The following is a 13,140-nucleotide window of genomic DNA, read 5'->3' on the forward strand; positions in this document are numbered from 1 at the left end:
GTCTACGCATGTTTCCTCGAGCATTTCTTCTCCTTCTTCGCCACGGCGGGGCGTAGCCAGACCGGCTCCCCGCCGTGGGGAGTCGGGTGAGCCGGTCGTATCAGTACCAGCACGACAGGAAATCGAAATGACATCACTCACCGCGCAGTCCGCAACGACGATCGCGCCGCAAACAGCAGCCTGGAATCGCCAGCAGCCCTCGGGCATGCCTTCTCACCGCTACCGCGACGTGTTCTCGCGCGTCGACGTGCCGCTCGAATCACGCGAGTGGCCGACGAAGCGCCTGACTGAGGCCCCACTGTGGGTGCCGGTGGACCTGCGCGACGGGAACCAGGCGCTCGCCGAACCGATGGACCCCGAGCGCAAACGCCTCTTCTTCGAGCGAATGGTCGCCATGGGGTACAAGGAAATCGAGGTCGGTTACCCCTCGGCCTCACAGACCGACTTCGACTTCGTCAGGCTCATCGCTGAGACCGATATCGCGCCAGACGACGTCACCATCGTCGTCTTCACCGCAGCGAGGCGTGATCTCATTGAGCGCACAGTTGAATCGATCGCGGGCATCTCGAACCCCGTCGTGATTCACATGTACACAGCAACCGCGCCCATGTGGCGCGACGCCGTGCTCGGTCACAGTCGCGAGGCCCTGAAGGAGCTGATACTCGCGGGCGGCCGCGACATGCTCGAACTGGCCGGAGATATGCCCGGCGTCCGATTCCAATTCAGCCCCGAAGTGTTTAACCTCACCGAGCCCGACTACGTACTCGAGGTGTGCGACGCAATCACCGAGCTATGGGATGCCCGGCCCGAGCGGCCCGTGATCCTCAACCTGCCGGCGACAGTCGAAATCGCGACCCCGAATGTCTACGCCGATCAGATCGAGTACATGCACACCCACCTCGCCAGGCGCGACGGCGTGATCCTCTCGGTGCACCCGCACAACGACCGCGGAACGGGCATTGCGTGCGCGGAACTCGCCGTGCTCGCGGGTGCGCAGCGCGTGGAGGGATGCATCTTCGGGAACGGCGAGCGAACGGGCAACGTCGACATCGCAACGCTCGCCCTGAACCTGCACGCGCAGGGCATCGATCCGAAGATCGACTTCTCAGACATCGACGCGATCCGGCGAACCGTCGAACACTGCAACCGGATTGAAGTGCACCCGCGGCATCCCTACGTCGGTGACCTCGTGCACACCGCGTTCAGCGGTACCCACCAAGACGCGATCAAAAAGGGGTTCGCTGAGCATCGCGCACGGGCGGCTGCGCTCGGGGAGCCTGAGGCCGAGCTCGAATGGCGAGTACCGTACCTGCCGATCGACCCAGCCGATATCGGGCGAAACTACGACGCCGTGATCCGGGTGAACTCGCAATCGGGCAAGGGCGGGATCGCGTACCTCCTCGAGAGCAGCTACGGGATCACGTTGCCGCGGCGCCTGCAGATCGACCTCGCCAAGCGAGTACAACACCACAGCGACGAGAGCGGCGCGGAGGTGACCGCAGCCGAGATCCTGGCGATCTTCACCGAGGCCTACTGCGCGCCGGCGCAGGCGTCCGTGGGCGCCGGCGACGCGGTGAGGCCCGTGCCGAGGCTTGCGGCGTTTGAGACCACGGGCGACGCGGGGGAGGAGCGCACGGTGGTCGTGCTGCGTTCCGCCGCCGGCGCAGAGGCGGTGACTGAACACTTCAGGGTTGGGCCAGTCGAGGCGCTCACCGCCGCGCTTGCAGATATCGGCATCGACCTCGACGTGCTCGAACTGCATCAAAACAGCATCGGTGCTGGCAACTCGAGCGAGGCGATCACCCTCATCGAATTCAGGCACGCCGGTGGGACAGCGTGGGCCGCAGGCCGAGATCGTTCGACGCTCAGGGCGACGCTCGCTGCGGTGATGGCGGCAGCTTCCCGCGCCTGAGGAAAGGCCCTGTCCGCGCAGGCGTGCGTCGTCGGCGCGGACAGGGGAATGCGGGTTGCGGCAGTCGCAACCCGCCCCGCGTAACATGGCGTGTAACACCCGACGACGAAGTGGAGACGCTATGAGCGAGACCAGCAGGATTGTGCTTGGGATGATGCGGATCGAGAACTTGAGCGCAGGCGAGATCCGGGAACTCTACACAGCCGCGCGCGAGGCGGGGGTGACGCTCTTCGATCACGCTGACATCTACGGCGGCGGCGAGCACGGCTGCGAACGCCGCTTCTCTGAGGCGCTGCAGTTGAGCTCTGCAGAGCGGGAGCAGATCGAGCTTCAAACGAAGTGTGGCATCAGACCGGGTGGGCGCGGCTTCGACTTCTCGGCCGACTACATTGTGCGCAGGGCCGAGGAATCGCTTGCAGCGCTTGGCACCGACTACCTCGACGTGCTCATGCTGCACCGGCCTGACACGCTCGTCGAGCCAGAGGAGGTCGCGTCGGCGTTCTCGCAGCTTGAGGCCGCGGGCAAAGTGCGCTCGTTTGGGGTGTCGAATCACACGTCGCAGCAGATTGAACTGCTGAAAACCGCGGTGACCCAGCCGATCGCTGTGAACCAGGTGCAGTTCGGGCTCGGTCACGCCGCGCTCGTTGCGCAGGGCATCGCAGCCAATATGGAGGGGCTGAAGCAGTCGGCAGTGCGCGACGGCGGCCTGCTTGAATACGCGCGCATTCACGGCATCACCCTTGAAGCGTGGTCGCCGTTCCAGCGTGGGTTCTTCTCGGGGTCGATTTTTGAGCAGGGCGGGCTCCGGGAACTCCAGGCGGTGCTCGCCCGCATTGCCGCAGAACGCCAGACGACGCCAACTGCGATCGCAACGGCGTGGATTACCCGTCACCCGGCGCGCATGCGCGTCGTGCTCGGGACGACGAAGGCAAGCCGCGTCGCGGAGGCAGTCGCAGGCGCGGGCATCGTGCTCAGCCGGGCCGAGTGGTACGAGCTGTTCGTCGCGGCGGGCTACGAGGTGCCCTAACGGTGACGCTCGACGAAGCCGGGTAAACTGCTTGCCTTACGGCAGCACACGACGCCGCATCCGCACGACCTGAGGGAGCCCCACATGACCGCCGAACGCGAAGTACTCACCTGGGACGGATTCGGGGCAGCGACCCGTGAACTTTCGCGCCAGGTTGTCGCCGACGATTTCATCCCCGAGGTCGTTGTCGCGATCGCCAGGGGCGGGCTGCTGCCGGCTGGCGCGATCGCGTACGGCCTCGGGGCGAAAAACTGCGGCGCGCTGAACGTCGAGTTCTACACGGGAATTGGCACAGTGCTCGACAACCCTGAGGTGCTGCCACCCGAACTCGATATGGGCTATCTCAAGGGCCGCCGCGTGCTTCTCGTAGACGACGTTGCTGACTCGGGCCGCACGCTGAAGCTCGCGGTCGAGCTGCTCGTTGCTGAGGGCGCCGACGTGCGTTCGGTCACGATCTACACAAAGCCGTCAACGGTCATCGCACCCGACTATGCGTGGAAGGCAACCGACAAGTGGATCGACTTCCCGTGGTCGGCTGATGGCTCGGTCATCGAGGAAGACGCGAACGCCGCCGAGCGGAGCGCATAGCGCGCAGCGCGTTACAGCAGCTCGTCGGCGCGCAGCGCGAACCAGAGCTCCGCGCGGTCGGCGGCGCTTGAAAGCGATCTCCCCGTGAGCCGTTCGATGCGTGTGACCCTGTCGCGAAGCGTGTTGCGGTGAATGCCGAGGGCTGCGGCTGCGGGTCCACGCTGGCCGTCTGACTCGAAGAGCGCGTCGAGCGTCTCGCAGAGGAGCTCGCGGTCTGCCTCGGGAGATGCGTCGCCACCGGCTCCCGCTGCCGAAAGCGGCCCGAGCACCTCACGGCTGAGTCCCGCCGCGGCGGGTTTCCCTGCGGCCCCCAGGCTGAGTACTGCCTCGAGGAATGGGGCGTCACGGTCGACCCGGATGACCTGCGCGCGCCGGGGTTCTGCGTAGAGCGCTGCGCGGCCGGGGAGGTCGCTGATGCGCGATGCCGCGGAGCGCGCGCTCACGGGGACGCTGCCGCTGTCGACTTCCCGTCCGACGACGAGGTCGAGCCCGTGCTGCACCGTGCGTGTGATCGCTGGATCGGGGTGCGCGCCGTCGACGATCTGCCACGCTTGCGCGAGCCCGCCAGGCAGCTCTTCGGTTGAGGTGATGAGCCTGTCGAGGCCCAGGCGGGGTTCGGTGCGCCAGGCTGAGATGTCTTCTGGGGATCCCTGCACCGCGACGGCACGCAGCGTCGTGGGCATCACGAGCCCGGGGGAGAGCACTTCGGCGGTTTCGGCGGGGAACTCACCACTCAGGATCTTGCCCGTGAGTAGCTCCCAACGCTCACGTTCGGCGCGGTCTGTCGCTCGATCGCTGCGCACGCTGAACCCAAGTGCCATCGCGCCCGCGGCGATCACTGAGCTGCCCTCGGGCGTGAGGGGCCCGGATCCTGCGATGGCGAGCCTGAGGTTTCCCTCGGTGTCGAGTGCGACGAGTTCGGCGCCGTCTGGATGGAATCCTTGCGTGCTTGCGAGCACCCGGTCGGCACCGGCGATGAGCGCAAGCTGTCGGCCGGTTGCCTGCGAGATACTTGCGAGCACCTCCGCCGGATCTTGCGCTCCCCGCGCGCTGTCGAGGAGGCGCAGCTGCACTTGCAGCGCCGAGCGGGCGGCACGCAGCTCGTCGGAGCGCATGAGGCCGGCGACAGCCTTGGTTACGGCAATGAACGGCACTGGCAGCGGGATCTCGAACAGGGCGACACGGTAGGTGCTCGCCGCGCGGAGCAGGGGCGTGGGCACTGTCTCGTGGTTAACGCCAACACCGAAGCCGATGGCGGCGATGCGGGCACGACTGAGGCCCGCGACGAAGTCGAGCCAGCCTGGATCGTCGGCACCGAGGGAGAGGCCAGTCGTCATGATGATCTCGCCACCCTCGAGGTAGTCGCTGAGCGTCAGCAGCTCGGTGATTGAGGCCCAGCTGAGCTCGGGGTCTCCCTGCCCCGCCTGCAGCAGCGTGAGGCCGAGATCGGGCAATTCGAGCAGTTGGGAGAGCGTCGCCATGGTGTCATTCTCGCACAGTATCGAATGCAAGGAGTGTGCAGGTTTTGCCCCATGGGGTCTGGCGATTCACCTACAGTTGAAGTATGACAACCTCAGGTCCGCTCGCCGGCATTCGAGTCGCAGACTTCTCTCGAGTGCTCGCGGGCCCGCACGCAACGATGCTGTTGGCTGATTTTGGTGCAGACGTCATCAAGATCGAGAGCCCCGAGGGCGATGGCACCAGGCAGTGGTCCCCGCCAACAAACGCGATTGGGCAGAGCACCTACTTCGCGGGGGTCAACCGTGGCAAGCGCTCGGTCGTCTGCGACCTTCGCAGTGAGGAAGGCATCGCGCTCGCGACCGAGCTCGCGACGACGGCCGACGTCGTTATCGAGAACTTCAAGCCAGGCACGATGGACAAGTTCGGGCTGAGCTACGAGGCGCTCGCCGCAGCCAATCCTGGCGTCGTGTACTGCTCGATCTCGGGCTTCGGCGACGCCGAGGGGCGCGATCTGCCCGGCTACGACCTGCTCGTGCAGGCCGTCGGAGGGCTCATGAGCATCACTGGTCAGGCCGACGATGCTGGCGGTGAGCCGACAAAGGTTGGCGTCGCGCTCGTTGACATTCTCACTGGCCTCAACGCGGTTATCGGTATTCAGGCCGCGCTCCGCGCCCGCGACTCGGAGGGCGGCACTGGCCGCGGCCAGCACGTCAAGGTGACGCTCCTTGGATCGCTGCTGTCGGCCCTCGCGAATCAGGCCTCATCGACACTTGAGACCGGGGCGTCGCCTCAGCGGATGGGCAACGCCCACCCCTCGATCGCGCCCTACGAGACGTTTCACGCCGCCGATCAATCCGTCGCGCTCGCCGTGGGCACTGACGGTCAGTTTGCAAGGCTCTGCGAGGTGCTCGGCGTTCCGGGGCTCGCGACCGACGAGCGGTTTGCAAACAATCCCGCCAGGGTTGCGAACCGTGTCGCGCTGCGCGCAGCCCTTGAAGATCGGCTTCGCTCGCGCAACGCAGATGAGTGGATTACTGCGTTCACCGCGGCGAACATTCCTGCGGGCCGGGTGAATACGATTGCGCAGGCGATCGAGCTCGCAGAGTCCCTCGGCCTGAACACCGTTGCCGAGACAACTGGCGTCGCGCCAGATGGCACGGAGCATACTCTTCGCTCCATCGCTGCACCCATCCACTTCTCAGAGACGCCAGCTCGCTATACCTCGCCACCTCCCGGGGTCGGCGAACACCAGGGCGCGACCTGGCTCTCACGCTAATTTCTGCTGCACCCCCACGAACAAAGGAAACTCATGACAACCACGATTGACCAGCTGTTCAACGTCGCCGACTTCGTTACCGAAGAAGAGCGCGAGTGGCAGCTCAAGGCCCGCGAATTCGCACAGACTAAGATCAATCCGATCATCGACCAGGCGTTCGAGGATCGCAGGCTCCCCGTCGAACTGCTACCCGAGGTCGGCGAGTTCGGCGCGTTCGGCATGTACATGAACGGCTACGGCCTTCGTGGGGCGTCGTCCGTTGCATACGGTCTCGTAGCGATGGAGTTTGAGGCCGCTGACTCAGGTTTTCGCACCGCACTTTCGGTGCAGGGTTCGCTCGCGATGGGCGCCATCTACAAGTTCGGCTCGGAAGAGCAGAAGCAGCGCTGGCTCCCGGCGATGGGCCGCGGCGAGGCTGTCGGCTTCTTCGGTCTGACCGAGCCGCAGGGCGGCTCCGACCCCAACACGATGCTCACCCAGGCCCGCCGCGACGGCGACCAGTGGGTGCTCAACGGCAAAAAGCGTTGGATCGGCCTCGCAACGATCGCACAGGTCGGCGTGATCTGGGCGAAGGACGAGGAGGGCGTCGTGCGCGGATTCGTCGTGCCGACCGAGACCGAGGGTTTCAAGGCGACCGCGATCGAGAACAAGCTGTCGATGCGCGCGTCGCTGCAGACTGAGATCGAGCTCACCGATGTGCGCCTGCCTGCAGACGCGATCCTTCCTGGAGCCAAGGGGCTGTCGGCGCCATTCAAGTGCCTGAACGAGGCTCGCTACGGTATTGCCTGGGGCGTCATGGGTGCTGCCCGCTCGTGCCTCGAAGCAGCAGTTGAGCGTTCGCAGACGCGCGAGGTGTTTGGTGCTCCGATCGGCTCGAAGCAGATCATCCAGGCGCAGCTCGCCGACATGTTCGTTGAGTACGAAAAGGGCATGCTGCTCGCGCTGCACCTCGGCCGTCTGAAGGATGCAGGGACGCTCACCTACGGGCAGATCTCCGTTGGTAAGCTGAACAACGTTCGCGAGGCCATCAAGATTGCGGGCCAGTGCCGCTCGATCCTCGGTGGCGATGGCATCACCTCGGATTTCCCGGTGATGCGCCACATGGCAAACCTCGAGTCGGTGCGCACCTACGAGGGCACCGATGAGGTACACCAGCTTGTCATCGGGCGTGAGCTGACAGGTATCGCTGCGTTCTAGTCTGACGCTGCAGGCGCCCGTCGCCCCTCGGGGGCGACGGGCGCTGTGCGTTTTCGTGTCGAGGTACCCGGCATTGGCGCTGTGGCGGGGGAAAGTCGATCGTTGCTACTGGGATCGACGGTTCCAATGCCCACAGCTTCCCGGGGCTGCATGCGAAGTGCAGATCACATTGCGTGTGCTGGGGGCTTGGCACTGGGGGCCGGTGGGGTGGCAGGCCCCTACTTCACGAGACCGGAGTCGATGAAGCGATCGTCGCCGGCGCGCGGCTCGACCCGGCCGTCAGTATTGTTGCTCAGCAGCCAGAGCTTGCCGTCGGGAGAGACGGTGACGTCGCGGATGCGGCCGTACTCCTCCACGAAGTGATCGGAGCCTGTCGTCAGGTCTGAGAGCGGCACCGTTCGCACGCGCTGGCCGCGGAGGTTCGCGATGTAGATTGTGTCGCTCGTGATGGCGATGCCGCTCGGGCTCGCCTCGGCGGGTGTCCACTGTTGCACGGGGTCGACATAGCGGTCGTCACCAGCGATGCCTTCGACCTCGGGCCAACCATAGTTCGAGCCGGCGGTGATGACGTTGAGCTCGTCCCAGGTGTCTTGCCCGAACTCGCTTGAGTACATTGTGCCGTCAGCCGCCCAGGCGATTCCCTGCGGGTTGCGGTGGCCGGAGGTGTAGACGGGCGAGCCCTCGAATGGATTGTCGTCGGGTACGCCGCCGTCTGGCGTGAGTCGAAGGATCTTGCCAGCGAGGCTGTCGAGGTCTTGCGACAGCCACGGTTGCGAGGCATCGCCGACGGTGACGTAGAGCATTCCGTCCGGGCCAAACGCGATCCTGCCGCCGTTGTGCGACGTGGCGCTCGGGAGGCCCTCGACGATGGGCGTCGCCTCGCCGATCGCGAGCGAGCCTGGAGTCCCTGTGAGCGGGAATCGCTGCACGCGGTTGCCAGAGCTCGCTGTCGAGTACGCGTACAGAAACTCAGGCTGGGTGCCCTCAGGTGCTGGCGACACCGCGATGCCAAGGAAGCCGCCCTCGCCGCCATGCACGACGCCGGGGATTGTGGCGATTTCGCGGCTGGCCCCGTCCTCGGTGAGCTCGATGAGCTTGCCAGAGTCGCGCTCACTCACGAGCGCCGAGTTCTCGACGTAGGCGATCGACCACGGTGCGGCGAGGCCGGTCGTCGACTGTCGCGGGCCGAGTGGCTCGCTCGGCTCCTCAGTCGGGGGTGTAGTCGTCGGCGCGGGGCTCGGTGACTCCGGAGGCTCCGCTGGCTGCTCGGCGGCGCATCCGGCGAGGCTGAGTAGCGCAGCGATGGCACCGGCGGTCAGTGCGACGGCTGCGGAGTTGCGCGAACGGGGCGAACGGTTCATGGAGACCTCCCACAACTCACGGTAGTTGATCTTGGTGAATCGAGCCACACATATTGTTCTAGCTCAAGTAGAGTTATTGGCGAAGGGAGCGCGCATGCTGATTCGTATTGACGAGGCGAACGAACGCGCGATCTACGAGCAGATCGCCGACTCTATTCGCGCCGACATCGCCGCTGGAAAGCTTCGAGCCGGCACCGCGCTGCCCGCAGCGAAGCGGCTGGCCGACGCCTTGAATATCAACGTGCACACCGTGCTGCGGGCCTACCAGCAGCTGCGTGACGAACGGCTCGTTGACCTGCGGCGCGGTCGAGGCGCCGTCGTCACGTCACTCGCTAACACGCTCGTCGAGCTCTCTGGCGAGGTCCGCGAGCTCGTCGAGCGGGCCAGCCAGCTTGGGGTAAGCCAGGTCACCCTTGCCGCGCTCGTCGTGCACGCCGACCCCGATGGTGCGCCGCCGGCTGGCCGCGCACCGATTCCGCTGACGTTTTCACAGGAGCAGACCGCCGCATGACAGACACCGATCCCGTCCAGCCAGCGCCCGAGGCGCAGCCCGACCTGCAGCGCGCACGTGTAGCCGCGCGCATCGTGGGGCTCGTTGTCCCAGTAGGTCTCGTCATCGTCGGCACAATTGTGACGCTCGCGTGGCTCCCGCGGCTGCCTAACCCGATGGCGGTGCACTGGAACGGAGCTGGTGTCGCGGACGGCTTTGGCAGTCCCGCGGTCGGCCTGATCGTTTTCCCGCTCGCGGGCCTCCTCATCGCCGCAACGTATTTCTCGACGCGGCTGCAGTACCTCCAGGGTCGGGCTCGCCCCGGGGGTGAACTCTGGGGGCCAATCAACCGTCTCATTCCGGCGATCGGGCTCGGAGCCGCGGCTGCCATCTCCTCGCTCAACATCATCACCACGGCGATCCAGCTCGACCTCCCCGACGCCAGGCAGCTCGAGCCGAACCTCGCCGTTCCCCTCATGCCGGCGATCATCGGCATCGTCGCGGCCGGGCTCGGTTACCTTGTGCAGCCGCGGGTACGGATCGCCGCGGCTACCGAGGCAGAGGCTGGGAATCCGCTCGAACTCGCCCCCGCCGAGCGCGTCGCCTGGATCGGGTCGATCGGGGTGAGCCGAACCTACCTCTGGGTCATGGGGTCGGCGCTCATTGTGCTCGTCGCAAGCCTGATCCTCGTAGCGGGGATTCGCCCAGCGGAACCAGTTGCGATCACAATCGTGAGCGTCTCGCTGCTGGTGGTGCTCGCGCTGACGGTGCTGTGCATGCGGTTCAACGTGCAGATCGACGACCGTGGTTTCGAGGCCCGGTCGTTTCTCGGCTGGCCGGCGCTGCGCGTGCCAGCGGCCGATATTGCCGACGTGGAGGTTGGCGAGATTCACCCGTTTGCTGAGTTCGGGGGTTGGGGCTGGCGACTCTCGGTCGACGGAAAAGTTGGCATCGTGATGCGCACTGGCGAGGGAATCAGATTCTCCAGGCGACAGGGTCGACAAGTTGTTGTGACGATCGATGACGCAGAGTCCGCGGCGGCTGCGCTCGCCACGGCCGCACGCGAGGCTCGTGCACGGCCGGGCGAACCGGGCGAACCTGACGAGAAAGACAGGAAAGGCACGAAATGACCCCCCAACTCGAGCTCGACCGCGCGAAGCGCGCCGCCCTGTGGGCCGGGACGTTCGTGCCGGCGCTTGCGCTCGGCACGGCCCTCGCGATCCAGCTGGCCTGGCTCCCGCGGATGCCTGATCCCGTCGCAACGCACTGGGGACCCTCCGGCCTCCCGGATGGGTTCGGGGCGCCGTGGACGAACGTGGTGATGTTTGCCTGCATCTGCATCGGGGTCATGCTCCTGCCTCCCCTCCAGCGGTTTCAGCTGCGGCTGAGGGACGCCGACGGTGCGACGCGCACCTGGGCCGCGGCGAATCGCTGGATGCCCGCCTTCACCCTCGGCATGGTGGTGTCGTTGCAGATCAACGCCCTCGGTGTCGCGTGGGTGCAACTTGACGCGGCCGACGCGCGCGAGACCGGATCGACACTTGGGTGGTTGATCGGTGGCTGGGTCGCGGGCGCTGCTGCCGCCGCCGCGGCGTACTTCCTCCAACCGAGTCTGCGCGTCGAGCCCGAAGACGGAGAGCCGACCGCAGACGCCCTCTCGCTTGGGGCCGCAGAGCGTGCGGTCTGGGTGGGCGCGATCAGCCCGTCGCGCGGGGTGTCGTGGGGAGTCGGGGTCGTCAACGTGCTGCTCGCGGTGCTGGCGGTCTGGATGTTCACGATCGAGCCACTTGCCGGGTGGATCGGCCTCGGCACGCTGGCTGTCGTCGCTGCATCGACGGTGATGTGTATGTGGTTCAATGTGCGGATCGGGCCGGAGGGGTTCGAGGCGCGTTCAATGGTTGGCTGGCCGGTCTTCAAGATCGCGGCGGGTGACGTCACCGACGTTGTTACGGCGCAGATCGAGCCGCTTGGCGAGTTTGGTGGTTGGGGGCTTCGCTTCGCCGGTGGGCGAACGGGACTGGTGCCGCGCGGCGGGGAAGGGCTCGTGATCGGTCGCAGCAACGGCAAAGTGCTCGTCGCGACACTTGCGGGTGCAGAGGACGCAGCGTCAGTGCTCGCCGCCGCAGCGGCGGCCGCGCGGGACAACCCGGCCGGTGGCGCAACCGACGGAACAGGATCTATCGAAGGAGATACGCAATGACTCAGCAGCTGAGCGAAGGCTCACAACCGACACAAGCTCAACCCACTCCCGCCGAGCCGCTCGCGCGCGTTCCGTGGGTCGCCGTGGCGGTTTTTGTGGCGCTCGCATGGGGGCTCGCGTGGCTTGTCATGCTCCCGATGTGGCGCCTCGACCCCGTCGCAGCCGTGAGCCTGCCGCTCGGCACGCAGATGATGCTGCAGCTGCTCCCGTCGGTGATGATGTTCACCCCTGCGGTCGCGATGTTGGTTGTCGTCTTCGTGCTGAAGACCCCGAGGCGGGGAAAAGCGAGATTCCTCGGTCTGTGGCCGCTGCGCCCTGCGAAGCGTGTGGTCTGGTTCATCGTGCTCGGCAACTTCGGGCCGATCGTGATTGTTGCCTTGGCGCTCGGTGTTGCGACGATGCTTGGCTGGTTTACCCCTGACTTCGCTGAGCTCTCGGGGTTCGCGGCGACGCTCGCGAGCGCGGGCACACCGCCAGAGCTCGCGCGCACCGTGATGCTGACGCAGCTCGCGATGATTCCATTTGCCGGCCTCATCAATCTGCTGCCCGCGTTCGGCGAGGAGATCGGCTGGCGCGGTTGGCTGCTTCCGGCACTGCGGCCCCTAGGGACCTGGCCTGCGCTGCTCGTCAGCGGCGTGATCTGGGGAGTCTGGCACGCTCCGGTCACCTTGCTCGGCCACAATTTTGGCCTGCTCGATTGGCGCGGCGTCGCGCTCATGACAATCGGCTGCGTGTTCTGGGGAATCCTGTTCGGCTGGCTTCGCCTGCGCAGCGCTTCGGTCTGGCCAGCGGTGATCGCGCACGGCGCGCTGAACGGCGTCGGCGCCGTGTGTCTGGTGTTTACGGCTGCCGGGGCGCCGCTGCCGATGCCGCTCGTGAATCCGCTTGGTGTTTCTGGGTGGATCGTCGCAGCTGTCGTGATTATTGTGCTCATCGCGACGGGCCAGTTCGGCAAGCAGCCGAGCCTGGCGCCGCCGCGGCGCTAGGGCCTCGCCCCGACCAGACTACCCTGCCGCTTCGGCCTGGAACCAGGCTGGCAGCAGCAGCGGCAGGTTCTCGAAGAAGCGTTCGCGTGACATGTCCCCCTCGAGGATCCAGACGCGGATCGCGCCAGTGGCGCCGTTGGCGAGGAAGGCGGCCGCGACGTCGAGGTCGACGTCTGGAACGGCGGGCTTCCGCTTGCGCCGCTTGGTGAGGTAGGTCTCTGCGACCTCGGTGAGGAAGCGGGAGAGCATGATCGGGACGGTGCCGTCGACCTGGTCGCTGAACGCGATTGTGTAGAGTTCGCGCCGCTCTTCGAGGTGGTCGAGCGCCGAGTAGATGCAGTGGGTGAAAGCGTCGATTTCGGGGGCAGGCGCGGTGCCGGTGCAGACGTCCTTGAGCTCGGTGTACAGCGCATCCGCGAGCGCCTCCGCTGGCGTCGTGTAGTGCTTGTAGAACGTCACTCGGTTGATGCCCGCGCTTTCGGCGAGCTCGGAGACGGTGATTTCTCCAACAGGCTTCTGGGTGGCGAGCTCAGTGATCGCCTTGTGCAGTGCGGCCCGGGTCCGCAGGATACGCGCGTCAGTCATGGCCCCAGCCTAGCGCTGTTCCATGGAGGAAAGGCAGCATAGGAAACTGTTTCTGTT

General features: G+C 66.1%; 12 protein-coding genes. 9 read left to right on the plus strand and 3 right to left on the minus strand.

What is annotated here, in order from left to right; genetic code table 11:
- Positions 1-127: 127 nt before the first annotated feature.
- The 3 genes from KI794_RS04255 to KI794_RS04265 all read left to right on the plus strand — a co-directional run bounded on the left by KI794_RS04255 (position 128) and on the right by KI794_RS04265 (position 3,527).
- On the plus strand, positions 128-1,912 hold the full coding sequence (locus tag KI794_RS04255; RefSeq protein ID WP_255809269.1) for a 2-isopropylmalate synthase: 1,785 nt from the start codon (positions 128-130) through the stop codon (positions 1,910-1,912).
- 121 nt (positions 1,913-2,033) lie between these two features.
- Positions 2,034-2,939, plus strand: coding sequence for an aldo/keto reductase (locus tag KI794_RS04260; protein WP_255809270.1), 906 nt, complete (start codon positions 2,034-2,036; stop codon positions 2,937-2,939).
- 84 nt (positions 2,940-3,023) lie between these two features.
- Positions 3,024-3,527, plus strand: a complete 504-nt coding sequence (locus tag KI794_RS04265) for a phosphoribosyltransferase (RefSeq protein WP_119283167.1) — start codon at positions 3,024-3,026, stop codon at positions 3,525-3,527.
- Positions 3,528-3,538: 11 nt separating this feature from the next.
- On the opposite strand, the gene KI794_RS04270 is transcribed toward KI794_RS04265, so the two are convergent.
- The gene (locus tag KI794_RS04270) at positions 3,539-5,008 is read right to left on the minus strand and encodes a PucR family transcriptional regulator (protein WP_119283166.1); all 1,470 of its coding nucleotides are present in this window, start codon (positions 5,006-5,008) and stop codon (positions 3,539-3,541) included.
- A gap of 83 nt (positions 5,009-5,091) precedes the next feature.
- Here KI794_RS04270 and KI794_RS04275 point away from each other — a divergent pair, with 83 nt between their 5' ends.
- Positions 5,092-6,264: a CaiB/BaiF CoA transferase family protein gene (locus KI794_RS04275; RefSeq protein ID WP_119283165.1), complete on the plus strand. Its 1,173-nt coding sequence runs from the start codon at positions 5,092-5,094 to the stop codon at positions 6,262-6,264.
- Positions 6,265-6,297: 33 nt separating this feature from the next.
- Entirely contained in the window at positions 6,298-7,461 is a 1,164-nt protein-coding gene (locus KI794_RS04280; RefSeq protein ID WP_119283164.1) for an acyl-CoA dehydrogenase family protein, read from the plus strand.
- A 218-nt stretch (positions 7,462-7,679) separates the two neighbouring features.
- Here KI794_RS04280 and KI794_RS04285 read toward each other — a convergent pair whose 3' ends face one another.
- Positions 7,680-8,870 carry a PQQ-dependent sugar dehydrogenase gene (locus tag KI794_RS04285; RefSeq protein ID WP_255809271.1) on the minus strand — a complete coding sequence of 397 codons (1,191 nt, stop codon included), beginning with the start codon at positions 8,868-8,870 and terminating at the stop codon, positions 7,680-7,682.
- A gap of 46 nt (positions 8,871-8,916) precedes the next feature.
- On the opposite strand from KI794_RS04285, the gene KI794_RS04290 reads away from it, so the two are divergent.
- From KI794_RS04290 to KI794_RS04305, 4 genes are read left to right on the plus strand one after another with little or no spacing between them, the layout of a single operon-like run.
- Positions 8,917-9,333, plus strand: coding sequence for a GntR family transcriptional regulator (locus KI794_RS04290; protein ID WP_119283163.1), 417 nt, complete (start codon positions 8,917-8,919; stop codon positions 9,331-9,333).
- Positions 9,330-10,442, plus strand: coding sequence for a DUF1648 domain-containing protein (locus KI794_RS04295; RefSeq protein ID WP_255809272.1), 1,113 nt, complete (start codon positions 9,330-9,332; stop codon positions 10,440-10,442). Before KI794_RS04290 ends, KI794_RS04295 begins: the two co-directional genes overlap by 4 nt.
- Positions 10,439-11,512, plus strand: coding sequence for a DUF1648 domain-containing protein (locus tag KI794_RS04300; protein ID WP_255809273.1), 1,074 nt, complete (start codon positions 10,439-10,441; stop codon positions 11,510-11,512). Before KI794_RS04295 ends, KI794_RS04300 begins: the two co-directional genes overlap by 4 nt.
- Positions 11,509-12,498: a CPBP family intramembrane glutamic endopeptidase gene (locus tag KI794_RS04305; RefSeq protein ID WP_255809274.1), complete on the plus strand. Its 990-nt coding sequence runs from the start codon at positions 11,509-11,511 to the stop codon at positions 12,496-12,498. The genes KI794_RS04300 and KI794_RS04305 overlap by 4 nt, the downstream gene beginning before the upstream one ends.
- Positions 12,499-12,516: 18 nt before the next feature.
- Here the strand turns inward: KI794_RS04305 and KI794_RS04310 are convergent, their stop codons facing one another.
- Entirely contained in the window at positions 12,517-13,083 is a 567-nt protein-coding gene (locus tag KI794_RS04310; protein ID WP_119283159.1) for a TetR/AcrR family transcriptional regulator, read from the minus strand.
- Positions 13,084-13,140 lie beyond the last annotated feature (57 nt).

It is taken from the genome of Leucobacter aridicollis (assembly GCF_024399335.1).
In the GTDB taxonomy this organism is placed as follows: domain Bacteria; phylum Actinomycetota; class Actinomycetes; order Actinomycetales; family Microbacteriaceae; genus Leucobacter; species Leucobacter aridicollis_A.

Excerpts from the sequence above, each read along its gene's own strand:
- KI794_RS04255 (WP_255809269.1), top strand. The coding sequence starts at position 128 with ATGACATCACTCACCGCGCAGTCCGCAACGACGATCGCGCCGCAAACA.
- KI794_RS04260 (WP_255809270.1), top strand. The coding sequence starts at position 2,034 with ATGAGCGAGACCAGCAGGATTGTGCTTGGGATGATGCGGATCGAGAAC.
- KI794_RS04265 (WP_119283167.1), top strand. The coding sequence starts at position 3,024 with ATGACCGCCGAACGCGAAGTACTCACCTGGGACGGATTCGGGGCAGCG.
- KI794_RS04270 (WP_119283166.1), bottom strand. The coding sequence starts at position 5,008 with ATGGCGACGCTCTCCCAACTGCTCGAATTGCCCGATCTCGGCCTCACG.
- KI794_RS04275 (WP_119283165.1), top strand. The coding sequence starts at position 5,092 with ATGACAACCTCAGGTCCGCTCGCCGGCATTCGAGTCGCAGACTTCTCT.
- KI794_RS04280 (WP_119283164.1), top strand. The coding sequence starts at position 6,298 with ATGACAACCACGATTGACCAGCTGTTCAACGTCGCCGACTTCGTTACC.
- KI794_RS04290 (WP_119283163.1), top strand. The coding sequence starts at position 8,917 with ATGCTGATTCGTATTGACGAGGCGAACGAACGCGCGATCTACGAGCAG.
- KI794_RS04295 (WP_255809272.1), top strand. The coding sequence starts at position 9,330 with ATGACAGACACCGATCCCGTCCAGCCAGCGCCCGAGGCGCAGCCCGAC.
- KI794_RS04300 (WP_255809273.1), top strand. The coding sequence starts at position 10,439 with ATGACCCCCCAACTCGAGCTCGACCGCGCGAAGCGCGCCGCCCTGTGG.
- KI794_RS04305 (WP_255809274.1), top strand. The coding sequence starts at position 11,509 with ATGACTCAGCAGCTGAGCGAAGGCTCACAACCGACACAAGCTCAACCC.
- KI794_RS04310 (WP_119283159.1), bottom strand. The coding sequence starts at position 13,083 with ATGACTGACGCGCGTATCCTGCGGACCCGGGCCGCACTGCACAAGGCG.